Annotated in this window: 16 protein-coding genes; 9 read left to right on the plus strand and 7 right to left on the minus strand. The window is 60.0% G+C overall.

Annotation, left to right across the window (positions count from 1 at the left end):
* Nucleotides 1-54: 54 nt before the first annotated feature.
* Together K5Y35_RS13240 and K5Y35_RS13245 are read right to left on the minus strand one after the other, a co-directional pair.
* Nucleotides 55-5,775 (minus strand): membrane-targeted effector domain-containing toxin, encoded by a 5,721-nt coding sequence (locus K5Y35_RS13240; protein ID WP_222834360.1) that lies wholly within the window; start codon nt 5,773-5,775, stop codon nt 55-57.
* Nucleotides 5,776-5,982: 207 nt separating this feature from the next.
* Nucleotides 5,983-6,357, minus strand: a complete 375-nt coding sequence (locus tag K5Y35_RS13245; protein WP_222834361.1) for a DUF6124 family protein — start codon at nt 6,355-6,357, stop codon at nt 5,983-5,985.
* A 525-nt stretch (nt 6,358-6,882) separates the two neighbouring features.
* On the opposite strand from K5Y35_RS13245, the gene K5Y35_RS13250 reads away from it, so the two are divergent.
* The gene (locus tag K5Y35_RS13250) at nt 6,883-7,071 is read left to right on the plus strand and encodes a hypothetical protein (protein WP_186748213.1); all 189 of its coding nucleotides are present in this window, start codon (nt 6,883-6,885) and stop codon (nt 7,069-7,071) included.
* Between the two features lie 121 nt (nt 7,072-7,192).
* Here K5Y35_RS13250 and K5Y35_RS13255 read toward each other — a convergent pair whose 3' ends face one another.
* The 3 genes from K5Y35_RS13255 to K5Y35_RS13265 all read right to left on the minus strand — a co-directional run bounded on the left by K5Y35_RS13255 (nt 7,193) and on the right by K5Y35_RS13265 (nt 12,083).
* Nucleotides 7,193-7,558: a DUF6124 family protein gene (locus K5Y35_RS13255; RefSeq protein ID WP_186748212.1), complete on the minus strand. Its 366-nt coding sequence runs from the start codon at nt 7,556-7,558 to the stop codon at nt 7,193-7,195.
* A 526-nt stretch (nt 7,559-8,084) separates the two neighbouring features.
* Nucleotides 8,085-10,496 carry a glucose/quinate/shikimate family membrane-bound PQQ-dependent dehydrogenase gene (locus K5Y35_RS13260; protein WP_222834362.1) on the minus strand — a complete coding sequence of 804 codons (2,412 nt, stop codon included), beginning with the start codon at nt 10,494-10,496 and terminating at the stop codon, nt 8,085-8,087.
* A 225-nt stretch (nt 10,497-10,721) separates the two neighbouring features.
* Nucleotides 10,722-12,083, minus strand: a complete 1,362-nt coding sequence (locus K5Y35_RS13265; protein WP_222834363.1) for a carbohydrate porin — start codon at nt 12,081-12,083, stop codon at nt 10,722-10,724.
* Between the two features lie 299 nt (nt 12,084-12,382).
* Here K5Y35_RS13265 and K5Y35_RS13270 point away from each other — a divergent pair, with 299 nt between their 5' ends.
* Together K5Y35_RS13270 and K5Y35_RS13275 are read left to right on the plus strand one after the other, a co-directional pair.
* Nucleotides 12,383-12,613 carry a VF530 family DNA-binding protein gene (locus tag K5Y35_RS13270; protein WP_123466107.1) on the plus strand — a complete coding sequence of 77 codons (231 nt, stop codon included), beginning with the start codon at nt 12,383-12,385 and terminating at the stop codon, nt 12,611-12,613.
* Between the two features lies 1 nt (nt 12,614).
* Nucleotides 12,615-13,253 (plus strand): Pr6Pr family membrane protein, encoded by a 639-nt coding sequence (locus K5Y35_RS13275; RefSeq protein ID WP_123466109.1) that lies wholly within the window; start codon nt 12,615-12,617, stop codon nt 13,251-13,253.
* Between the two features lie 185 nt (nt 13,254-13,438).
* Here K5Y35_RS13275 and K5Y35_RS13280 read toward each other — a convergent pair whose 3' ends face one another.
* Nucleotides 13,439-14,227, minus strand: coding sequence for a siderophore-interacting protein (locus tag K5Y35_RS13280; protein ID WP_222834364.1), 789 nt, complete (start codon nt 14,225-14,227; stop codon nt 13,439-13,441).
* A complete protein-coding gene (locus K5Y35_RS13285; protein ID WP_123466113.1) occupies nt 14,224-14,799 on the minus strand; it encodes a PadR family transcriptional regulator in 576 nt (191 codons plus the stop codon). The genes K5Y35_RS13280 and K5Y35_RS13285 overlap by 4 nt, the downstream gene beginning before the upstream one ends.
* Nucleotides 14,800-15,297: 498 nt before the next feature.
* Here K5Y35_RS13285 and K5Y35_RS13290 point away from each other — a divergent pair, with 498 nt between their 5' ends.
* From K5Y35_RS13290 to K5Y35_RS13315, 6 genes are all read left to right on the plus strand, one after another.
* Nucleotides 15,298-15,789 (plus strand): CS1 type fimbrial major subunit, encoded by a 492-nt coding sequence (locus K5Y35_RS13290; protein WP_123466115.1) that lies wholly within the window; start codon nt 15,298-15,300, stop codon nt 15,787-15,789.
* 104 nt (nt 15,790-15,893) lie between these two features.
* On the plus strand, nt 15,894-18,416 hold the full coding sequence (locus K5Y35_RS13295; protein WP_222834365.1) for a CS1-pili formation C-terminal domain-containing protein: 2,523 nt from the start codon (nt 15,894-15,896) through the stop codon (nt 18,414-18,416).
* A gap of 3 nt (nt 18,417-18,419) precedes the next feature.
* Nucleotides 18,420-19,634, plus strand: coding sequence for a hypothetical protein (locus tag K5Y35_RS13300; RefSeq protein WP_222834366.1), 1,215 nt, complete (start codon nt 18,420-18,422; stop codon nt 19,632-19,634).
* Between the two features lie 41 nt (nt 19,635-19,675).
* A complete protein-coding gene (locus K5Y35_RS13305; protein ID WP_123466121.1) occupies nt 19,676-20,419 on the plus strand; it encodes a molecular chaperone in 744 nt (247 codons plus the stop codon).
* A gap of 33 nt (nt 20,420-20,452) precedes the next feature.
* Nucleotides 20,453-20,953: a CS1 type fimbrial major subunit gene (locus K5Y35_RS13310; protein ID WP_128615645.1), complete on the plus strand. Its 501-nt coding sequence runs from the start codon at nt 20,453-20,455 to the stop codon at nt 20,951-20,953.
* 11 nt (nt 20,954-20,964) lie between these two features.
* A complete protein-coding gene (locus tag K5Y35_RS13315) occupies nt 20,965-22,185 on the plus strand; it encodes a hypothetical protein (protein ID WP_222834367.1) in 1,221 nt (406 codons plus the stop codon).
* The last annotated feature ends 21 nt before the right edge of the window (nt 22,186-22,206 follow it).

Raw genomic sequence — 22,206 nt, forward strand, 5'->3', positions numbered from 1 at the left:
CACCGGGCCGTGAAGCCCGGTGGTGGTTGGCAATGCGCAGTTCACGCCTGATGTTTATTTCACCTCGGTTAAATTCACATCATGGATCAGCATGTCGATCAGTTCCCGCAGGTATTTGAAACCCTGATCTTTTTTCTCCCAGCGATCAATGAACAGCAAGCCTTGGTCATTGATCTGGATCGGTGTCACAACGATGTCGCCGGTCTTGGATTTATGCACCAGACGGGGCCCACCCGTGCCTGTATGTTCGATCATGAACATCCCGGGGAGGGTCAGTTTGCTGCGGCTGACCGCCGGTGTCGGGGCTGGCGTTTGCGTTCCGGCGGTGGCCATGTTCATTCGAAAATCGCTGCGTAAGGCCCGACTATCGACTCCGCGCCTGCCGGTCACCACTTCCCACATCCCGTGGTGGACACCTCTGGCCAGTTCCGCAGTGGTGTCGCGCACATGGAGACTGATCGCCGAGAGGGTATCGGCCAGACCCGGCACTCCCAGGTTGTAATTAGTGTGGGCATTGCCGATGAGGGCCATCCATTTATGCGGCCCGTGTGCCAGTTGGTCGGCTTCGATCACTTGGGTGGCGAAATAGCTGAACATCTCGTTTCGCGAGACGTCTTTGCCAGCCATACCCTGGAGATGGTAGGACGCCGTGCAATCGAGTGCCCTGATACGGATCTGGTACTTGGCCGCCAACTGATAGACTTCTGTGTACGTATCGTTACCCTTATAGAGGGGCATGTGGCCACGGTCCTGAAGGTGCAGATAAGCCTTAAGTCTGTCCGGCATATGCTGTGTCCGATAAAAGATATCCAGTTCGGCCTGGTGCAAATCGGTGAGCAGATGTTCTACGTATAGCGTGTCATACCCGGCTTGCTTGAGCGCCTTCATGTACTTTTTCAGCAGCGCTTTGCTCGACACGTCTGCATGGGCTTCGCCAATCAGCAGGTTCCAGTGTCCGTCGGCCAGTTGCTGCAAAAACGCGTCGAACGCGGTGTCTGAAGTGATTGGCGGGAGCGTGGCAGCTTCCGGGGGCGTGTAGTGGGCAAAAGCGTCCCGGGACTTTTCCTGGAGCCGCTGGCGTTTGGCGATGAACGCATCGTATGCCTGTTTTTCATTGGGTAAGGTCGGGGAATAGCGTGAATCCATGCCGCGGGGTTGATGCAACATTTGCGCGATATCGTCACGCAGGGAGGGCGCAATATCGTATTCGCTGAAATGGTCGACAACGGAGACGCTCGCTATGGGCCTGGAGACGGGCTGAGGCGCCTTGTACGCCGTTGGCCATTGCACCCGATAATCGCCCCTGGCTGCCGCATCGCCGGCGATGGCCCCGGCTGAATCGAGGCCGATGCGTGCCGGCTGATCCAGTGCGACATCTTCCACGCGCACGGCAACAGCCGCGTGCAGGTCGGCCAGGCCGGGGGTGTTGTCGAAGGTGCTCATGCGTGATTGTTCGGTGAGAACCACCCAGCGCTCTTCAGGCGCATCGGCGATATCGGCGGCCAGCGTCTTGTGCGAATAGAAATTCCTCAGGGTGTTGCTGCGAGGGGTCAATGGCGAAACGTCGTCCAGTACCAGGGCGCCGTCCAGTTGGTAGCTGGTCGACGCATCCAGCGCATGGATTTTCAGACCCTTCGCGCGCGCGGTACGCACCAGTGCCAGATAAGAGAACGCCGCGTTTTCCTCATGTCCCAGCGCACGGTCGACGGCTTTAAGGTGTTTTTTGATGTGTCTCCAGGTTCCGCCCTTGTTCATTTTTTCCAGCTTGATATGGAAAACATCTCCCGCCAGGTATTCCACGTAAAGTCGCTTGAAGTCGTTGCTCGCGAGTGCGTCCAGATTGCTGATCAGCAATTGTTTGCTGGCGATCGAACCGGGCTGGGCGCCGATCACCAGGTTTTTCCCTTTGACGGTGTCGCTGGCGATCAACTGGGCAAATGACAGGTTGTCGGCAACTGGCGGGACTTCGGCGCGGGCTGGCAGCGGAGCACTTTCGGCGAAATGCGCGGTGGCGTCCGTGCTGAGCTTTTCGACCTGTTTCAGGTAGGCGCTGCGTGTCGATGCGAGTTCCTCGACCACCAGGTCGGTACGGGGGGCTATATCGTACTGACTGCGCTGGAGGATGTTCTGCCGGATTTGCGGATTCATCACCGCTTCGATGTGCTGGTGGTATTTGCTTTCCACGCCATAGACCTTGTGCGGACCGGGTGTCTCGGGCACGGTCTGGTATTTGGGCGCGCCGCCGGCCAAGCCGCTGCGCACCATCACCCCGTTGGCGTTGCGCTCGGTCAGGATGCCGGTAGAAACAAGGTCGGCGGAATCCGGCTTGTGCCAATAGAGCAAATAACGGCCGAATGGGTCGGGACTGTTGGGGGTAAAGTACAACTTGTTTTTGAAAAAGACCGCATGCATGCCATCCCATTCAGGTTCGGGTGCCCCTTGATTGATCACAGTCATGACAGCCTGTGGATCGTTGCTGACACTGGCGCTGGCGATGCGCTGACGCAAAGGCAGGCGCACGGCCTTGAGTGAACGCAGAGCCGGACGCAGGTCGGTCAGCAGCGCACCGGCGCTGTTGAACAGATAACCGAGAAAGTGCTGGAATGCTTCGCCATGGTCACCCTGGCGATACGCGTGCAGGCTGAGCATGGCGTCCTTGAAAGCCAGTAACAGGCCGCTGCTCAGGCTCAGCAGGGGGAACGGGGCAGTGGCGATGGCGGTAACCCATTCGACACAGGTCCAGACCAGACTGGCGATCATTTGCGCACGGCGGGTGGTGGTGGCGTTAACGTCGTCGATCCGACGTTGCAGCTTCATGTCGTAAAGGGCCGCGCGCAGATCACTGACCGCCGCGACCGTCCGGGTCGAGTCGTAAAGTGCGGGGCTGGCGGTGGTTTTATAGAGGTCTTTGGGTAGCCCTTTCTTGATGTTTTCAAGGTGCGTGCGAACCTTGTTCCGGGCGCTGGCGCCGACGCGCATGGTCAGGTATTCGAGCATGCCTGACTGCTGCTGAAGCAGGTAATTGAACAGCCGCGCTTCGCGAAAAGCGACGCCGTCGGGTGCGTCGGGTGTGTAGAGCAGCACCGGGTTGTCGCCATGGCCGAACAGCCACGCATCGATCACCCATTCGCCGTCGATCATCAAACGGTGAATCGGATAGGTCGTGCGGATGGCTCCGGAAGTCTGCTCCATGCTGTCGATACTCTGCTCCAGCCATTGCAGATCGCGGCTGGCGATATGGCCTTGCAGCTGGCATTCCAGCGCGGCGGTTTTCATCTGCAGCCGGGTAATGGCCAGGGTCGCGTTGCGCCTGAAGCCGTAGCCTCCGCTCGTCGAACTTTGCAGTTCAGCCTTGACCTTGTCGATGTAGCGCTGGCCGATCCAGACACCGGTGACCGAGCGTGCGACATTCTGTGCGGTCAGGTTGCTGATATCGACGCCCTCCGGGCCTCGAAAGCGGGCCGAGCGGGAAAACTTCTCATCGAAAAAACCCACGCCGTCGGCGTAGCCGTCGCGATAAAGCGTGGTGTAGGTCATCGGTTTTGGCGTCCACGCGTGCACGAGGGAGCTTGGCGAGAATGCCCAGACGGTATTCGGGTCGACATCGTTGGCCGTGCGTTTGAGCAATTGGTTCAAGCTGATTTTTGCTTGCTCGTGCACGTAGTCATCAAACGTCGGAAAGCGACTGCCCGACAAGGCGTGGTTGTCGAACGCGCGCAAGGCACCTTCGGCGTCTTGGCTCAGGGTCGTCAGCTTCCGGCGGTTGGCGGCGGTGGTCGAGCGATACCACGCCGGTGTACTGAAATCGTAGTCGTCGATCCGTGTGGCGAGCACATGTTCAGCCATCGCCCGCAGGCAATCGAGATGACTGCCGGTGCGATCGAAGGTGATCTTTTGATGTTCCAGTGCCTCAGGCTTGAAACTCAATCTGGACAATACGTGGCGCAGCTTTGCGCGAAAGCGCATGGGCGCACGGCTGATCAGGTAGCCGGTCATGCTCTCGGCGCCATCATTGTGTCTGGCCCAGCCAAGCAAGTGGGTCTGGCATTCGCGCTCACTGTCGAAGGCCTGGAATTGTTGCGCTCGCGGCGCCTCTGGCGTGCACAGCAATAGCCGTTTGAGCGCACCGCTTTCATCGTTCTGGCGCAGCACCCACAAGTCCTGCAACTGTGCGCCATGCAGCGACAGGGCGGCGGCGTGCAGGCGGGGATCGCTGCGGTCACGCAGACGCTGGATCAGTTGCAGGTCACTGTCGAGCAAGTGCCCTTGCAGCACTGCCGTGTGAGCGAGGGCGACGATACGATGATCAAGCAACTGCTCGATGGCCGGTTTGATTGCGGGCTTGGCCAGCAGCGTCTTTTGCAACTGATTGAAGTCAATCCGCGGCTGCAGGTCCAGGGCTTGCCTGATCAGCCACGCCGGCGTTATGTCAGCGTAGGTCTCCGGCAGAGGCGCGTCATCGTAGGTGAGGCGGGTGTGGTTCAAAAACGCTGAGCCCGGTAACTCATCACCGGTGTGCGGGCCACGCAAGGACAGCTCGAGCAGACTGGATTGATGCACATAAACGCCGTAGCCCGGCACTTGACGTTCGGTCGAAAGGCTTAGCTTTTCCGGATCGAGATCGTCGATTTCCAAGTCTTCGCTCAGGCGTTCCAGCCATTGCTGACGGGCCACGCCCCTCAGGCTGCCGGCCGGTTCCATCAGGTCGAGCAGGTGTTGCCGCTTCTGCTGGTAGTTGCGCAGATGTAGCGCCAGTGTGGTTTTTTGCGCGGTGCTGGCGCTGCGGTACCAGTCGGGTGCGCTGTAGAGCAGGTGGCGTTCGAACAAGGTTTGCGCGCGTAATTCCAGGCGCGGCGTGAGATCCGGCAGGGCGCCGGCAATTGCGCTTTCCAGCGCGGTGAGCAATCGCTTGGGGTCTTGCTGCGGGTTATCGACGAGGCTCAGGGCGCGCTCGATATCCTGCATGCGTTTTTCGATCAGCGCATCGTAGGTGTGTTCGAACAAGGGTTTGCTGTCGATCGGTGCGAGCAGCAGCGGCCAGATCCCCGCTGCGCCCACTGCGTGATAGCGCGTCGGCAGCATGTGCATGAACGCCTCCCTATCGCCTGGCTGGTTCAGGGACGAGCGCAACTGGTTGTCGAGGTCAGCAAGGGAGTTGAAGAACTCGATGCCTCTTGTCGGGGTGAACAGCAGGGCGTAACCCATGCTCTGGTCGGTTTGCAAGTCATTGACTCGGCGGGTGTCCTTTTCCATAACGACAAAGGCGCCGGCCAGCTCAACGGTGGTGTCTTGATAGGTGAACTGCAGCGCGTAAACGGCCGGACGCAGCATCGGCGCCAGATCGAGCTTTTGCAGCAGTGCGCCGGCCTGCGGGTGCAGCAGGCGGTCGGTGACGGCCTGTCTTGCCTCGTGGCCGAAGCCAGTGAAGCCGGCGTCATAGTTCAGAAAGGTTTTCGCGGGTTTGCCGTCGATCCGGTCGCGCTGGTCCATGTCGAGCAGTTGGGGGGCCAGTCTGATTTTCAGCGTTGCGATCAGCCGTTTGCCTTCATCGCTTTGTAGATCGCTGTTTTCCAGGGCCTGATACAGCACGCGGCTGCGTTGCAAGTAGCTTGCGCGGTAGGTTTTCAGTTGCGCGTCGAGGCGTTTCAGATAGGTCTGTTCGGGATTCAGTTGCTGTTCGGGAAGCAACGGTGTTTGTGTATTGAACAGATGATGGCCGATAGCGTTGAGATCGTTTTTGATCTCTTCGGCGGTGGGCGCTGTGGTGTGGCTCATGGGCACTTTTTCCATGCTGAGGATGAGGGGGCAGCATGGCGAGGGACAGCGGGGGGTAGGTGGTATCTATATATGGGGGGCGTGATCTTTCAATGTATTCGACTTCGTCAAACAACGCCCCGGACCTGCTCGCGAAAGCGCTGTGTCAGTCACTCCAACGGCTGAATGGGCTGACGCCTTCGCGAGCAGGCTCGCGCTCACACAGGGTTAGCTGTGTGTTGGGGGTTGGGGGATTTCGTGGTTATCCAGTACGCGGTTCACCGCCAGTTCGGCGAGCATGATGATTTGCTGGATGGCCAGGATCGTGCGCCGCTGCGGCAGGTCGATGTAGGCGGCGATGTCGCTGGTCATGAGGCTGGCCTGGGCCAGCGATTCGCAGGCGTGGACCAGCAGGCTTTCGCTGTCCTGTTCGGGGGCGACCTGAAACATCGTGCTGGGTTTGTGAAAGCGCAGGGTCAGGGCGTTGGGTTTGAGGTAATGGTCGAGGGCGCGTTCGGCGGCTTCGTGGAATTTTTTGGAATCGGGGGATTGGTAGGAGGAGGTTTCGTTTGTTTCTGGTGGATTGGGGGTCGGCTTTTTCATGGTGAAGCTCCGAATGATAAGTGGGGCTGTCACTCTCAATCACCGCGACGCGACAGAGGGTGGCAGCTGTACGCAGGTTCGCGGACCGAGCCATTCGGCAATCTCGGCATACCCGAAGGTATCCCGCGCACAGCCACCATCAAACCAAACGAAAAGCACCTGAGCGCTAAAGTTTGGGTTGGCGATTATGCATCAAATCGAATGAACTGCTCGGGCCGCGACGCCCCATCGCTGAATTTGCAGCGACCCCTTGAGCCTACCCAGCCGATTTCCGAGGCACAACCGACGCGAGTTGTCGGAAATATCCCGCTCAAAGCCGATTCTGTAGGACTCCGGTGATGAACGTTTTTCCAGACAGTTTTGAAGTCGCCATAGATCAAAATTCATTGCGGGTTATTTCGAACCTGTCTTGAGCCCCTGTAATTTCTGACAGTAGACACGTTGCCCGCTCGCCCCGAGATTAACCAGGCGCCCTTGGGCCTCAGGACGGTGCAGGCCAATTTGCCGACTTCAAGGAATCAAACCATGAGTTATACCGATACGAATTACCAAGGCTTCACTATTCGCGAATATTCCCCCGACACCCCAGGTCTGCGTTATCGGGTGATCTATAGCGCGACGGAAGAGAGTCTCTTGCTCGAGACCCGCAAACAGGCCGAGCAATTGATCATTGATCGAGTGGCGCGGATGAAAAGTGGAGGGAAAGCTGTCTGAGCCAGCCGGGCTAACCTTTACCTGGTGCAACCGCTGCCGCAGGCTGCGATCTTTTGATTTTGCTTTTAGAAGACAAGATCAAAAGATCGCAGCCTGCGGCAGCTCCTACATAAGGTGGATTTCAGGTTTGCGCGGGGATTTCGTGGTTATCCAGCACGCGGTTCACGGCCAGTTCGGCGAGCATGATGATTTGCTGGATGGCCAGGATCGTGCGCCGCTGCGGCAGGTCGATGTAGGCGGCGATGTCGCTGGTCATGAGGCTGGCCTGGGCCAGCGATTCGCAGGCGTGGACCAGCAGGCTTTCGCTGTCTTGCTCGGGGGCGACCTGGAACATCGTGCTGGGTTTGTGAAAGCGCAGGGTCAGGGCGTTGGGTTTGAGGTAATGGTCGAGGGCGCGTTCGGCGGCTTCGTGGAATTTTTTGGAATCGGGGGATTGGTAGGGGGAGGTTTCGTTTGTTTCTGGTGGGTTCGGTGTAGGTTTTTTCATGGTGAATACTCAGTTGGTGAAAGTGGAGCTGCCTTCGATTGCCGCGACGCAATCGGAGGTGGCAGCTGTACGCGGGTTCGCGGACCGATAACTGAGAAATCGGCATACCTCCAAGAAGGTATCCCGCGCACAGCCGCCATGACACAAACAAACAGCACAGAGGTGCCGTGAGGTTGGCGATTATGCATCAGTTATCGGGCCGCGACGCCCCATCGCTGAATTTGCAGCGACCCCTTGAGCCTATCCAGCCGATTTCCGAGGCACAACCGACGCGAGTTGTCGGAAATATCCCTGCAATTCCCGGCGTCTGTAGGACGAGCAAAATTCCTACATCCAACGCTGATCAAACTGTGGGAGCTGGCTTGCCAGCGATGGCGTTCTTCCAGCCGGCATGTGTACCGTCTGACCCACCGATATCGCTGGCAAGCCAGCTCCCACAGGTTTCTTTGGTGGACTCAGAAATTGCATGCACAAAAAAGGCGATGTCCCTTGCGGGGCATCGCCTTTGTTTTACCGCCGTTAAATCTTATTCCGGCAGTTTGTACGCAATCACATAGTCACCCATCTTGGTGCCCAGCGAGCCGTGACCGCCGACAACCAGCAGCACGTATTGCTTGCCGTCCTTGCCGGTGTAGGTCATCGGAGTCGCTTGGCCACCTGCTGGCAGACGCGATTTCCACAGCTCTTTACCGGTGTTCACGTCGTAGGCGCGCAGGTACTGGTCGAGGGTGCCGCTGAGGAAGCCGACGCCGCCCGCCGTGACGATCGAGCCGCCCATGCTTGGCACGCCCAGGGTGAAGCCGATCGGGATCGGCGAGCTGTCGCGGCTGGTGCCGTTTTTGCGTTTCCACACGACTTTGCCAGTGGTCAGGTCGATGCCGGCGACATAGCCCCAGGCCGGGGCCTGGCACGGTACGCCGAATGGCGACATGAACGGGTGCATGATCACCGCGTATGGCGCGCCGGTGTTCGGTTGTACGCCAGCGGTTTCGCTTTCGCGTTTGCTGCCGGCGGCGACTTTTTCGCGTGGCACCATTTTCGAAACGAAAGCCATGTAGTTCGGGCTGGTGAACAGCATCTGGCGAACCGGATCGACCGAGACGCCGCCCCAGTTGAACACGCCGACGTTACCCGGGTAGATCAGGCTGCCCTGTTCCGACGGCGGGGTGTACTGGCCTTCGTAGCGCAGTTCCTTGAACTGGATGCGGCACAGCATCTGGTCGAACGGGCTCGCGCCCCACATGGCTTTTTCGGTCAGTTCCGGGGCCAGCAGGTTGAGGTCCGAACGCGCTTGAGTCGGTGCGGTGAAGTCGCCTTTCACGGCGCCTTGCGGAACCGGAATTTCCTTGATCGGGATGATCGGCGTGCCGTCACGACGGTCGAGGACGTACAGGCTGCCCTGTTTGGTCGGGGCGATCAGCGCCGGTTTCACGCCGTCGGCGGTTTTCATGTCGAGCAGGGTTGGCTGGCTGCCAACGTCCATGTCCCACAGGTCGTGGTGGGTGAACTGGTAGTTCCAGCGCACTTTACCGGTGGCCAGGTCGAGGGCGACAACGCCGGCGCTGAATTTCTCGGCGCCGGGGGTGCGGTCAGCGCCCCACTGGTCCGGGGTCTGGTTGCCCAGTGGCAGGTAAACCATGCCGAGTTTTTCGTCGACACTGGCCAGCGACCACATGTTCGCCGAGTTGCGGCTGTAGGTTTCGCCCGGTGCCAATGGCTCGGTGGCGTCTGGCTTGTCGCTGTCCCAGTTCCATACGAGGTGGCCGTCGCGCACGTCGAAGGCGCGGATCACGCCCGATGGCTCGTTGGTCGATTCGTTGTCGGTGACGTGACCGCCCATGATCACCAGATCACGGGTAATCGCCGCTGGCGAGGTGGAGTAGTAACCACCGGCGGTGAACGGGCCGATGCCTTGGGTCAGGTCGACCACGCCTTTGTTGCCGAAGCCTTCGCAGATTTTGCCGGTGTCGGCGTTCAGCGCGATCAGGCGGGCGTCAGCGGTTGGCAGGTACAGACGACGCGGGCAGGCCTGGGCAACGGCTTTGCCGGCTTCGGAAATCACCGCCGAGGCGGCGTTTTCAGTCTTGGCGTACGCAGCTTCGTCGTAGTACGACACGCCACGGCAGGTCATGTGGGCGAAGCCCTTGAAGCCGACCGGGCTCTTGATCTGCGGGTCGAAGCGCCACAGTTCTTTACCGGTGTCCGGGTCCAGTGCCAGCACTTTGCTGTGTGCGGTGCAGGCATAGATCATGCCGTTGGCTTTGAGCGGGGTGTTTTCGTTGGTCAGCTCGACCGGGTCATCAGCCGTCGGCAGATCGCCGGTCTGAATACGCCAGGCTTCTTGCAGCTTGCCGACGTTGGCCGGAGTGATCTGCTTCAGCGGCGAGTAACGGTCACCGAACTCGGTGCGGCCGTAGGCTTGCCAGTCGCCATCGGGCATGGCTGGCGCGGTGCTGGTGGTGTCCGCGGTGTCGCGGCCCAGTTCGCCGAAGGTTTCGCCCGGATGGGTGAACAGGCTGGCCAGTGCGGTAACGCCGGCCAGAATCACGGCCACGGTCAGGCCGCCAGTGCCCATCGGCGCCGGGCCGTTAAGCAGCAGCGGACGACGGAACCACGGCAGCAACATCACAAAACCGAGGACAAACCACAGGGCCAGGCGCGGCACCAGTTGCCACCAGTCCAGGCCGACTTCCCACAGCGCCCAGACGGTGCTGGCGAACAGCACGATGGCGTACAGGTCCAGCGCCGCGCGACGGCGCATCAGCATCAGAATGCCGGACAGCGCGATGCCGATACCGGCCAGCAGGTAGTACAGCGAGCCGCCGAGCATGCTCAGCTTGACTCCCCCGGCCAGCATGGCCAGGCCCATCAGTAGAAGCAGAATGCCGAGCAGGCTCGGTAGCAGACGGCCCCGACTCGAAGCACTTTCGGTGCTCATAGTGTGATTCTCCGTGACGTTTATGTAGTCCCGCGCTGTAGTCACTTTAGATGACGATTTGGCACAGGCATGGTTCAGATAAAAACTTGTCTAGCTAACGAATTTCTTCTTCGCCCCCTGTGGGAGCTGGCTTGCCAGCGATGGCGCCACATCAGGCGACGTTGATGTCGAATGTGAAATCGCTATCGCTGGCAAGCCAGCTCCCACAGGTTTTTTCGTGGTGCTTTAGAACGACGACTGGATCTTGATCCCCGCGATCAGCGCGTCATCGACCTTGTCCACACCGCCCGGATGGCGGATGTATTGCAGGTTCGGGCGCACGGTCAGCCAGTTGGCGAGGTGCACGCCGTAATAGAGCTCGGCGCTGTATTCGGTGTCTTGCGGCGGCAGGAACGTCGGGTCGTCGTAGTCGTAGACGGCGTTGGCGCGGTTGCTCGCTTCGGCGTTCTTGCGGTACGCCGGGTTGACGTGCACGCGGGCCAGGGCGAAACCGATGTCGTCCTTGGCGCGGGCATCGAACGGGCCTTTGTAGACCACGCCGGCCTGCACGTAGTTGTCGATCGCGTTGGTTTTCTTGTCGTGCATCGTGGCGTTGGCGAACACGCTCAGGCCGCGCGAGTGGTCGCTGGCGATGCTGGTGACTTGCTGCTGCGCGCCGAACCATACGCCGTGCTTGCTCGACGCGCTGCGGTAGGCTTCGCCGCTCAGTGCGGCAGGCTGGCCGTTCTGGTCTTTATAGACGTCAGAGGCCTTGGCGCTGCTGTAGTAGTAACCGGCGCGGTATTCGCCGGGCAGGTCGTTGAGCTTCGGCGTCCACACCAGTTCGACCGGCAACACGGCGCCCTGGGTGCCGCTGCCGCTGAGTTTGAAGCCGTTGCCGCGATCGAGGTTCGACGGGTTCTGCTCGTAGGCGCCGACCTGGGCGTACAGCTCTGGTGTCAGGTGATATTTGACCCGCAGTGCCCACTGACTGACCGGCCAGTTGTACCAGATGCCGCCGACCCAGTTGCCGACCTGCGAGCCGCAGAACGCCAGGTTCTGGAAGTCGCACGGGAAGCTGTTGAAGTCTTCGCCTTCACCGAAACGGCCGACCTTGATGTCGAGTTTCTGGTCGAAGAATTTCTGCTGATACCACATCTGTGTCAGGCGCGTGGTCTGGCCACGACCCCAGACTTCCTGCGCCGAGGTGAAGCCGCCGACGCGTGGATCGTTGATGCGGTCGTTGCTGATGTTGTTGCCGCTACGCTTGGTAATCGTCAGTTGAAACTCGGCATCGTCCCAGCCGAGGATCTTTTGCAGGTCCAGGTGCGTGCCCAGACCGAACTGGTCGCTGTAGCGCGCAGTGCGGTCGTGGTCGTAGCCGCCGTGCAGGTTGCTGCCCATTTCGCCGGTGTAATCGAGTTTGAAGTCGTAGCCTTTTTCCGAGAGTTCGGTGCGGGTGCCGTTCCAGTCACCGAGCATGTACGGTGAGTCGCTGTCGAAGGCGGGGGTCGCCTGGGCGTAGGTGGCGAGGCCGAGTGCAGTGCAGCCGCCGAGCAGGCGCAGCGCTGAGATAGCGCTGTCTCTGGAGAAGGAAAAATCAGGCATGGATCAGTCTTTTTCGATGTTTTCTTGGGGGAAACCGGGCGCTTCAATGTGACGCAGGCAGTGAAGCGATTCAGCTGAAGGGCGGCAGGATAATGATCTGTAACAAAAAGACAAAGGGCTTTTGCTGACATGCAGCGTTTCGCAATCGGTAACAGTGCGTCAAACGGGCGCATTGTAGGCCGGGTCGCAGGCTGCGATCTTCTCCGGTTGGCCTACATTTGAAGCAAGGCCTTCCACCTGACCGGTCCCTCGGCTAAGGTGCGCGGCTTGTGCATTTTCCCATCGTCCAAAGGCCTGGCATGAACGACCACACTCCCGATCCGCTGCATGGCGTAACCCTTGAACAGATCCTCACTGCGCTGGTGGCGCATTACGAGTGGTCGGGGCTGGCCGAGCGCATTGATATCCGCTGTTTCAAGAGCGACCCGAGCATCAAGTCGAGCCTGACGTTTTTGCGCAAGACCCCGTGGGCGCGGGAGAAGGTCGAGCGTCTTTACGTGAAGCTGATGCGCACCAAACGACCGCTTTGAGATGGACACCGTGGGGCGCCAACGCCTGATCTCCTGCGCGGCCGTGTTGGGCTGGGCGGGACTGGGTATTCAGCTTTATCTGATTTTCTTCGCGCGTTTGAGCATCGGCGCCAGCCTGTTGGGCGGCCTGGTCAGCTTCTTCAGCTACTTCACGATTCTGACCAACACGCTGGTGGCGACGGTGCTGACCTGCGCCGTGACCCAGCGGGAGTCCGCCGCGCGCCGCTGGTTTTTGCAGCCGTGGGTGAGCAGCGGCATTGCCGTGAGTATCGCTGTGGTCGGTCTGGCCTACAGCCTTTTGCTGCGGCATTTGTGGCACCCGCAGGGCTGGCAGTTTATTGCCGACGAATTGCTGCACGACGTGATGCCGCTGCTGTTTCTCGGCTACTGGTGGTGTTGTGTGCCCAAGGGGACGTTGCGCCTGTGGCACTTGCCGCTGTGGCTGATTTACCCGCTGGTGTATTTCATCTACGCCTTGCTGCGTGGGCATCTGCTCGGCGCGTATGCGTATCCGTTCATTGATGTGGCGGTGCTCGGTTATCCGCAGGTGTTGATCAATGCCGGGGGGATATTGGTGGGGTTTGTGCTGATTGCGCTGGCGCTGATCGGCCTCGACCGATTGCGCGGATCGCAGTCCTGAATGCATGCAAACCTGTGGCGAGGGGATTTATCCCCGATGGGGCGCGGAGCGGCCCTGAAACCTGCCTCCGCGGATTACCCGGCTCACCGTGGTGCAGGTTCTGGGGCCGCTGCGCAGCCCATCGGGGATAAATCCCCTCGCCACAATTGAGTTCACCCCTCAAGTGGAGGGTGAATAGCAAAAAGTCACTCCTCTTCGGCAGTGCCTTCGGCGCGCCAGTAGCCGACCGCTTTGACAAACTGCTCATCCAGCCCGTGCTCATCGAGCAGCACCCGGCGGATCTGTCGTGAAACTTTGGTCTCCGTCGCCACCCACGCATACAGATTGCCCTTGGGCACCTGCAGTTGTTTGACGGTGGTCAGCAGGTTGTCCTTGCCGCCCTCGCGCAATACCCAGATCACATTGACCTGCGCGGCGCTGTCCAGCACTTGCTGCTCGCGGCCGTTTTCCACTTCGATCACCACCAGCGCCTTGCGATGGGCTGCCAGGCCTTCGAGTCGGCGGGCGATGGCGGGCAGGGCGGTTTCGTCGCCGATCAGCAGGTAGCTGTCGAAGATGTCCGGCACGATCATCGAGCCGCGTGGCCCGCCAATGTGCAGGAACTGTCCGGGTTGCGCCTGCTCGGCCCAGGTCGAGGCGGGGCCGTCGCCGTGCAGGACGAAGTCGATGTCCAGCTCGAGTGTGTCGAGGTCGTAGCGGCGCGGGGTGTAGTCGCGCATTTCGGGCATCGGCACATCGCTTTTGCCAGCGCCGAGCACCAGGGTCTCCAGCGCTGCCGTCTGTTCGGCGTTCTGCGGGAACAACAGTTTGACGTGATCGTCGGTGCCGAGGCTGATGAAGCCGGCCAGCTCCGGCCCGCCGAGGGTGATGCGGCGCATGCGCGGGGTCAGGTCGACCACGCGCAGCACTTGCAGTTTGCGGCGTTTGATTTCGTGCATGACACGGTGAATGGTTTGGGTATCGACTGCAGTCATTCGGCTTTCTCCGAGGCAGGTTGAACGGCGGGGCCGTCGACAATGGCTTTGGCGGTGTCGTTGAGCAGGTCGCGCACCCGCAGGATTTCTTCCGGGCTCCAGCGCCCGTGATGCAGTTGCAGGGCGTGACGCAAGTTATGCACCGCCTCGTGGATTTCCGGCGGCCGGTCATGGCCGCGCAACGAGCGCTTGCTGACGTCGATGCGCATGCGCACGCCATCCAGCGCCACGGCTTGCTCACTTAAAGACAAACGTCCGGCGTCGGTCACGCTGTAGCGTTTTTTGCCGCCCTCGGCATCGCCGCTGATCAGTTCGCTTTCTTCAAGAAAGGTCAGGGTCGGGTAGATCACACCGGGGCTGGGGCTGTAGGCGCCGTCGAACATGCCTTCGATCTGGCGGATCAGGTCGTAACCGTGGCAAGGCTGTTCGGCGACCAGCGCCAGCAGCAGCAATTTCAGGTCGCCGGGGGCAAACACCCGCGGGCCACGGCCGCCGCGTTCGCGCCCGGGGCGCTTTTCAAAGCCGTCGCGGCCATCGCCGTGTTCGCGGTGGGGGGAATGATGGTCTCTCATTTCGCTCTTCTCTCGTCATGTTTAGATACAACTTAAGATATATCTTAAGGCTGACGCAAGGCGTTTTTTCCCCGATCCTCGGGCGGCAGACGAGCGGTGAGGTTCGGCGGGAATGCAACAGGGAATTTTCGGCGAATGTTTTTCGAGGTGTAACTTCGAAATTAAAGTCAAAGCTCTATTTACTTGCCGGAGCCTTCCCGGTTTTTAACTAAGACCCTGTCATGCAAGGGCAAAAGTGCTGTATGGTTTTTTAACTTAATCTGTATGTAGGGCATAACTTACAGTCGTTGTTTTGAATGTCGTTTTTTTGTTCTTTTTTCTTGCGGGTCATGAGGTTGTTGAACTACGTGGTTATCGGAAGTTACTTGCTTACTTTCCAGAGGCAACAGTCGATGATGTTCCGGCATTGAAAGTTCAGGTTGACCTGACCCAACTCCCCTGGTGGTCTTCCTGAACTTTCAATCCACTCCTTTCCATCAAGAAAACAAGGTACGAACGATGTTCAAGAAAATCGCAATCGCTGCTCCTCTGGCTCTTCTGGCGCTGGGTTCTTCGGGAGCATTCGCCGCCGGTGAGGCCGCTCACTCGATCAATATCGTCGCTCATGTGCCGACCAACGGCTTCTATGTCGTGCCGACCGACCCTGATCTGGTCAACAAGGATCAGGACATGAGTTACCAGCCGACCACCGGGCGGATGGGTGAAATCAACGGTTTCTTCGATGTGCGCAACAACAACGGTTCGGTTCACGCCAGTGTCGATACTGCACCGAAGCTGATTTCCGGTGCTAACAGCATCGACCTGCAAGTTGCCATCAACAATAAAACCCTCACCACTACACCTCAAGAAGTGGTTGGCGAGACAGAGTCCAACGATAACTTCCGTGCGCCTATCAAGATCAGTGCCGTGGGTACCACCTTTCAACCGGGTGATTACACCGGTGTTGTTGCGGTGACCTTTGATGCCGTCACTCCGATCATTACGCCTTGATCGAGTGATCAGTAACAGACGTTGACATTCTGCCAGCGTCAACCACCGGGACAGCGCTGCCTGCCCCGGTGGACTTTCCCCATTCGTAATCAGAGTAAGAGTTCATGTTCCCGATGACACCCATCGCGGCTGCGCTTGCGCTGCTGTTTTGCGCCAGCGCAGCCGTGGCTTCCGATTCCGCCGGCACCACGCCGCGAAGTCTGTTGGCCCAAGCCAAAGGCTTGCCGGCGGATTTCGAGGAGCATTTCTTTGATGTGCCTCTGGCTGTTCGGGTCGAACTCGATCATCAGCCGCTGGGCGAGGCCATGGTGGTGTTGTCGCGCGATGATCGCATCACGCTGCTGGAATTCACCGACACCAGTGAAAACCGCTACGGCCCTGCCGAGCGGGAAAAATGGGCGGCCTATCTCAAGCCCGGCGTGCCGTTGGGCAACTGTTCCGGCTCTTGCCCGGATCAAGTGCTGGCGGTGCACTACAACCTGGAAAACTCTCTGGTTTCCATCCTCACCGAAAACGCGGAGCGCGACCTTGAAGCCAAGCGCTATCACGAGCTGCCCGAGGAGGGTAGCCACGGCTTGATGGTACGCAATCAACTGAACCTCAACGGCGGCCAGGATCAGAACCTGGGCGGGCGTTTCGGCCTGGAGGCCAGCGGCAGTCTGGGTAACTGGAGCCAGACATTGAACCTGCAACTGGCGCGCCTCGGCGGGCCGGACGACAAGCTGTATCACTCTATCCATGAACTGCACACCCAGCGCGAACTGCAAGGCAGTTTTTTCCGTCTGGGCTATTTCACCCCCAATTCCGAAGGGCTGAGCCGCCAGCCGCGTACGTTTGGCACCAGTCCCGACACTGCAGTCGGCGTCATGTACGGCAGCTCCGACAGCCTGGCGATCAACAGTCCCTTGCCCAGTGTCTATCCGATCTACGTCACGGCCAACCGCCAAGGCTCGGTAGAGATCTGGCGCGACGGCCTGCTGATCAACACCCAATCGGTGCCGGCCGGCTTGCAGACCCTCGACACCCGGCCGCTGCCCGGTGGCATTTATGAAGTGGAAGTGCGATTGATCGAAGACGGCCAGATCACGTCCACTACCCAGGAGCTGGTGTACAAGCCCAGCAACTGGCGCAACCTCGACGAGCGCTGGCGCTACAACGTGTTTGCCGGCGAGGAAAGCAAACTGCTGAGCAATTGGGATTCGCAGTCCAGTGGCAGCCCCACGGCCGGCGCATCGGTCAACTACCTGATGCATCCGCGGGTGATTCTCGGGCTGTCGGCGCGCCAGATCCGCGAAAAGCTGCAGTACGGTACGTCCATCGACTGGACACTGGCCAATCATCTCAGCCTGTACGCCAACGTTTACAAGACCGAGGACTACGGCACCGGTCTGGATCTGCAAAGCCTTTACAGCTATGGAGCGGGCAGTGTGGTGTTGAGCCACAGCCGCAGCTGGCTCGACACCACCAACACCTACGACACGCTGCCGGACGGCACCCGCGTGCGACCGCGGAATGTGTTTATCGGCCAGACCAGCAATTCGTCGCTGGCGATCAATCACCGGGTCAGCAGCAAAAACTCGATCAACGCCCGGGTGTCGCACAGTGAAGGCAACGTCGAGGGCCTCGGTGCGGATCTGGGCTGGACCCAGCGCACCACATTATTTGGCAGCGACGCCAGTTGGCGCCTGTCGCTGTTCGACCGGCCGGGCAGTTACAGCAGTGGCGATGCGCGCAACCGCGGGGTCGACCTGAGCGTGAACATGGCGCTGGGCGCGCCCGGGCAGCAGATCACCGGCAGCATCGGCTCGCGTACGGCCCGCGACGGCAGCCGCGACAACAACGGCTCGATCGGCTGGCGCAAGGACTTCAAGGATCACGTGTTGCAGAACGTCTCGCTCACGGCACTCACCGACACCTATGGCGTCGGCATGTCCAGCCTGGCGAACTTCCGTACCGACGCGGTCAATGGCGACGGCTTCATTCAGCGTTCGTCCTACAACGGCGACTTCACGGGCGGTCTCAACGTCGACAGCACGCTGGTCATCGGCGGCCAGAAAATGCTGATGACCAGCCAGACCGAAATGCGCGGCGCCGGGATGATTGTCGATGTCGAATCCGATGTCGACGACATTGTGCTGCGTGCCGACGACTTCAGCGGCGGCAGTGCGGCATTGAAGCCGGGGCGCAATTTCATCCCGATCACGGCGTACCAGAACAGTTCGGTGAGTTTCGACTTCGAGGGCACCCATGCCCCGGCGGCCACCATTGCTCCGGCGCGCACGCGTTATCACCTGAACAAGGGTGGCGTGGAGTACCGCAAGATCCGCGTGATGAAAACCCTGACCGTGCTCGGTCGGCTGGTCGATGGGCAAGGGCGGCCGCTCAAGGGCCACCACGTGATCAACCATGCCAGCCGTGGCGTGACCGAGGTCGACGGGTTTTTCTCGATGGAGATGAATGCCGGCTCGCCGACGCTGGAAGTGCGCCAAGACAATCAGTTGCTGTGTCAGTTCCGCCTGGACGCCGACAGCCATCGCCAGGAAAACAATGTGTTGATGATCGGGGATCTGCGCTGCACACCGGACACGCTGGCCGATGTCGGCTTCACCGATCAGAAGGCGGGTTGAGCAATGAAAAAGACCATAGGCGGTCTGGGGCTCTGGCTGGTTCTGGGCGTGTCGGCGGCAGAGGCGGCCAATCAGGAGATCCGGGCGTTGTTTACTCCGGACCGGGCGCAACCGAACAAGAACGTGTTCGTCAACCAGACGCCCAACAGCGGCTACTGTGCCACCCTCCCGGGGGAGTGCGCGTCGAACAATATGTTCAGTATCCGGTTGCCGATCCGGCTGGACTCCACGCGAGCGCTGCTGCCAGGCGTGGGCATCGCGTTGCAGGTTCCGGCCAACTGGCGGCCACTGACAGTGATCAATGCAGAAACCCAGGAATTCGAAACGGTGGAAGTGCGGATCATCGGCATTGGTTCCAGATTCACCCTCAGTGACACTGCCGCGAACCTGGTGGGGGTCGAGAACGCTCTCGAAGGCCATCGGAAATTGTGGACCAGCAACAGTTGGGTTTACGCACCGGCGCCCTGCCTTTACAGCGGCGTGGGTACTTATACGCCGCAAAGCTATGGGTTTTTCTGGAAGGCCCCGGTGGAAGCGACGTGCACCAAGGTCGCGGCGTACACCATCCCGTCGATGTATTTCGATACCGTCGATTTTGCGTACGAACTGCGTACCCCCAATCCGTTGGGCATGTCTTCGGGGCTCTATACCGGTTCGATGTCGTACAGCATTGGCCCGACCGGTGATTTCAGTTTCGGGCCACTGTTCACTCCGGACGATGGCAGCCTGACCCTGGACTTCGTGCTGGATGTGCAGCACACCCTCAAGGTCGATCTGCCGCCGGGTGGCAACAAAGTGCTGCTCGAGCCCGAAGGCGGCTGGCAACGCTGGATCGACAGCGGGCGCAAACCCGCGAGGATTTATCGTGATCAGCTGTTCTACCTGTCAGCGTCCTCGCGTTTCAAAGTCATGATGCTGTGCAACTCGCTTGGCGGCACACGCTGCCGGCTGAACAGTCCGCAGGGCAATACCACCGAGGTTGAAACCTTTCTCAGTCTGCCGCCGGGCATCACCGGGCCGGGCGGCGGCGAGGTGAAACTGCACCGTTTGCGATTCGACACCTGGGCCGGGCCTTTCCAGCCCGACCTCTATCTGGAGCGCAAGGCCGGCTCACTGCGCTTCGAGATGCCCAAGGACGCCATCGACTTTCTCCTGCGCCCCGGCATGAGCGACACGCTCAGCGGCAGTATCACCATCATTTGGGACTCGGAAGTTTGAATGTCCGCGGTGACCCTTTGTCTTTCATGGAGCTGAAAATAATGAATCGCTTGTTTTTGCTGGGCCTGCTCAGCGTGTTTTGCCTGCCGGCGCAGGCCGGTCCGCAGATTAACGTCGGCACCGTTTACGACTACCTGGAAGCCGGCCAGAGCACCTACCTGAAGCGGGTCTTCAACAGCGGTGATGCCACGGCATTCGTCAAGGTCAATGTGCTGGAAATCATCTATGGCGCTGACGGCACACCGCAGGAAGTCGCCGTGGAAAACGCCGCCGACGGCGCCTCGCGCAATGGCTTGATGGCCAGTCCTGCGCGGTTGATCGTGCCGGCTCAGGGCATGCAGGGTACGCGTTTGTTGTACATGGGCGAGCGTGACCGCGAGCGCTACTTCCGTGTGCGGTTCGTGCCGGTGGTGCCGGAGAAGGAAGATGAATTCGCCGTCAGCGGCGAGGAACGTGATGCGTATAAAAAGACCCTCACCGCCGGCGTCAACGTGATGACCGGCTTCGGCACGGTGTTTTTCGTGCGCCCCAAGGACGCGCGTTTTGCCACGTCCGTCAATGAGACCGCCAGCCGCTATGAACTGCGTAATGACGGCAACACGGTGGTGATCATTGACGAATTCAAGAGCTGTTCGCTGAGCAACGAAACCGAGTGCGGGGCGACCACCAAACATCACGTGCTGGCCGGCAAGGCTTTCGCCTTCGATAAGGAAAAAGGCCGTGAATACCGTTTCTTCCTGATCGAGGGCGCCGATAAAAAAGCCCTGAAGGTCGTCAGCCGCTAGGCCTGCTTTCCATTGACGCAACGGGTAACCAACATGATCAAGCAATGCACCGCCGTCGCGCTGATGGCCATGGCCGGTCTGACCGCCGACGCCGTCTGGGCGGCCCGTGAGGAGCACACCTTCGAGGTGTCCCTGATTGTCCCCAGCCGGCCGTTTTACATCATTCCGGCAGAGTCGGACTGGATTCACCGGCCTCAGCGGCTTGAATGGAATCACGCCAAGTCGAGCTTGGGCGGCTTGCACAAAAACTTCGATGTGCGGCACGACACCAGCGCCATCGAAGCGCGCCTGGAAAGCTCGGCCTACTTGTCCAATGGCCGGGCGGGCGAGGATATCGCGCTGCGGGTCAGTTTCAATGGCGTAGAACTCAGCGCAGACATGACGCCGCGCCAGGTGGTCTCGCAGGAAGAAGCGGCAACGGGCAAGCGCGTGCCGCTGGAAATCGAACCGGTCCAGCCGCCGGGCGGCTATCGCCCAGGGGATTACAGCGGCAATGTGCTGTTGCTGTTCAACGCCAGGACGCCGGGCGCATGAGGGGGCCCAAGATGAATACGATGAATACGATGATCAAGGCCACGTGTGCGCTTGCGTTGACGAGTTTGCTCGCGACCCAGGCGAATGCGGTCACTCTGGACATCACGGCGAATTTCCGCCCGGACCCTTCCAACCCCGCGCGCAATGAGTTCGTGAACACCACGCCACCGGGAGGCTATTGCGGAGACCATCCTTCCTATTGCGAAAACGGCGTCTTCAGTGTCGGATTGCCCATTCGCTTCAAGTCGACGGGGCCCATTGCAGCCCTGCATGACGAACGCAAGGGGCCGATGTTCAGGGTGCCATCGTCATGGCGCGACATCACGGTGATCCATGAAGAGACGGGGGAAAGCGAAACGGTCAGAATGCGTGTCAATGGTATTGGTGCGGCTTATAGCATCAGCAAGCCTTTGCCGGAGGGCGTCTGGGATACGGGCTGGGTGTATGCACCCGCGCCCTGCCAATACGGTGGCGTCGGCTATGGCAATCCCTACTATTACGCCTTTTTCTGGCGAGTGCCGGCGGACGCGGGTACGTGCGCCAAACAGGCGAAAGTGACGATCGACGAGGACTATGATTTTGCGTATGTGGACACCGGATTCTCGTATCAGTTGATGACGCCCAACCCGCTGAAAATGACCTCCGGCGTCTATCGCGGAACGCTGAACTATAGCGTCGGGCCGCACGGGGATTTCGACATGGGCGATGTCATGTTGCCTGATGACAGCCTGATCAGCCTGAACTTCACCCTGACCGTCGAGCATACCTTGAAAGTCGACCTTCCCCCCGGAGGTCAACATGTGGTGCTGGAACCCGCAGGCGGCTGGCAAACCTGGCTGAGTCAGGGGCGCAAGCCGACGCGGCTGTTTCGCGACCAGACGTTCCATATCTCGGCGTCCAGTCGCTTCAGGATGAACCTGCGATGTCAGTACGTCATGGGCACTAACTGCGCGTTATGGGAGCCGACGGCAGGGCACGCAGCGCCGCTGGAGGTCAGTGTTTCGTTGCCCAACGGCCTGACCGACAGCTCAGGCCAACCGGTCAATCGCCATCGTCTGCTGCGTGATGTCAGCGGCTCCGATATCTTCCAGCCCGGTGTGTATTTGGATCGCAAGGTCGGTACGTTGCATTTCGAGGTCGCACGGGACGCGGTGGACGAAATGATCCAGCCCGGCACCGCCCGACAGTACTCGGGCAATGTCACGGTCATCTGGGATTCCGAGGTGGGTTGAAGGTCACCGGCCCCTGTAGCG

This window comes from Pseudomonas sp. SC3(2021) (genome assembly GCF_019856535.1).
Taxonomy (GTDB): Bacteria; Pseudomonadota; Gammaproteobacteria; order Pseudomonadales; family Pseudomonadaceae; genus Aquipseudomonas; species Aquipseudomonas monsensis.

Excerpts from the sequence above, each read along its gene's own strand:
- K5Y35_RS13285 (WP_123466113.1), bottom strand. The coding sequence starts at position 14,799 with ATGAGAGACCATCATTCCCCCCACCGCGAACACGGCGATGGCCGCGAC.
- K5Y35_RS13245 (WP_222834361.1), bottom strand. The coding sequence starts at position 6,357 with ATGAAAAAGCCGACCCCCAATCCACCAGAAACAAACGAAACCTCCTCC.
- K5Y35_RS13240 (WP_222834360.1), bottom strand. The coding sequence starts at position 5,775 with ATGAGCCACACCACAGCGCCCACCGCCGAAGAGATCAAAAACGATCTC.
- K5Y35_RS13255 (WP_186748212.1), bottom strand. The coding sequence starts at position 7,558 with ATGAAAAAACCTACACCGAACCCACCAGAAACAAACGAAACCTCCCCC.
- K5Y35_RS13250 (WP_186748213.1), top strand. The coding sequence starts at position 6,883 with ATGAGTTATACCGATACGAATTACCAAGGCTTCACTATTCGCGAATAT.
- K5Y35_RS13295 (WP_222834365.1), top strand. The coding sequence starts at position 15,894 with ATGTTCCCGATGACACCCATCGCGGCTGCGCTTGCGCTGCTGTTTTGC.
- K5Y35_RS13290 (WP_123466115.1), top strand. The coding sequence starts at position 15,298 with ATGTTCAAGAAAATCGCAATCGCTGCTCCTCTGGCTCTTCTGGCGCTG.
- K5Y35_RS13260 (WP_222834362.1), bottom strand. The coding sequence starts at position 10,496 with ATGAGCACCGAAAGTGCTTCGAGTCGGGGCCGTCTGCTACCGAGCCTG.
- K5Y35_RS13275 (WP_123466109.1), top strand. The coding sequence starts at position 12,615 with ATGGACACCGTGGGGCGCCAACGCCTGATCTCCTGCGCGGCCGTGTTG.
- K5Y35_RS13280 (WP_222834364.1), bottom strand. The coding sequence starts at position 14,227 with ATGACTGCAGTCGATACCCAAACCATTCACCGTGTCATGCACGAAATC.
- K5Y35_RS13305 (WP_123466121.1), top strand. The coding sequence starts at position 19,676 with ATGAATCGCTTGTTTTTGCTGGGCCTGCTCAGCGTGTTTTGCCTGCCG.
- K5Y35_RS13300 (WP_222834366.1), top strand. The coding sequence starts at position 18,420 with ATGAAAAAGACCATAGGCGGTCTGGGGCTCTGGCTGGTTCTGGGCGTG.
- K5Y35_RS13270 (WP_123466107.1), top strand. The coding sequence starts at position 12,383 with ATGAACGACCACACTCCCGATCCGCTGCATGGCGTAACCCTTGAACAG.
- K5Y35_RS13310 (WP_128615645.1), top strand. The coding sequence starts at position 20,453 with ATGATCAAGCAATGCACCGCCGTCGCGCTGATGGCCATGGCCGGTCTG.
- K5Y35_RS13265 (WP_222834363.1), bottom strand. The coding sequence starts at position 12,083 with ATGCCTGATTTTTCCTTCTCCAGAGACAGCGCTATCTCAGCGCTGCGC.
- K5Y35_RS13315 (WP_222834367.1), top strand. The coding sequence starts at position 20,965 with ATGAATACGATGAATACGATGATCAAGGCCACGTGTGCGCTTGCGTTG.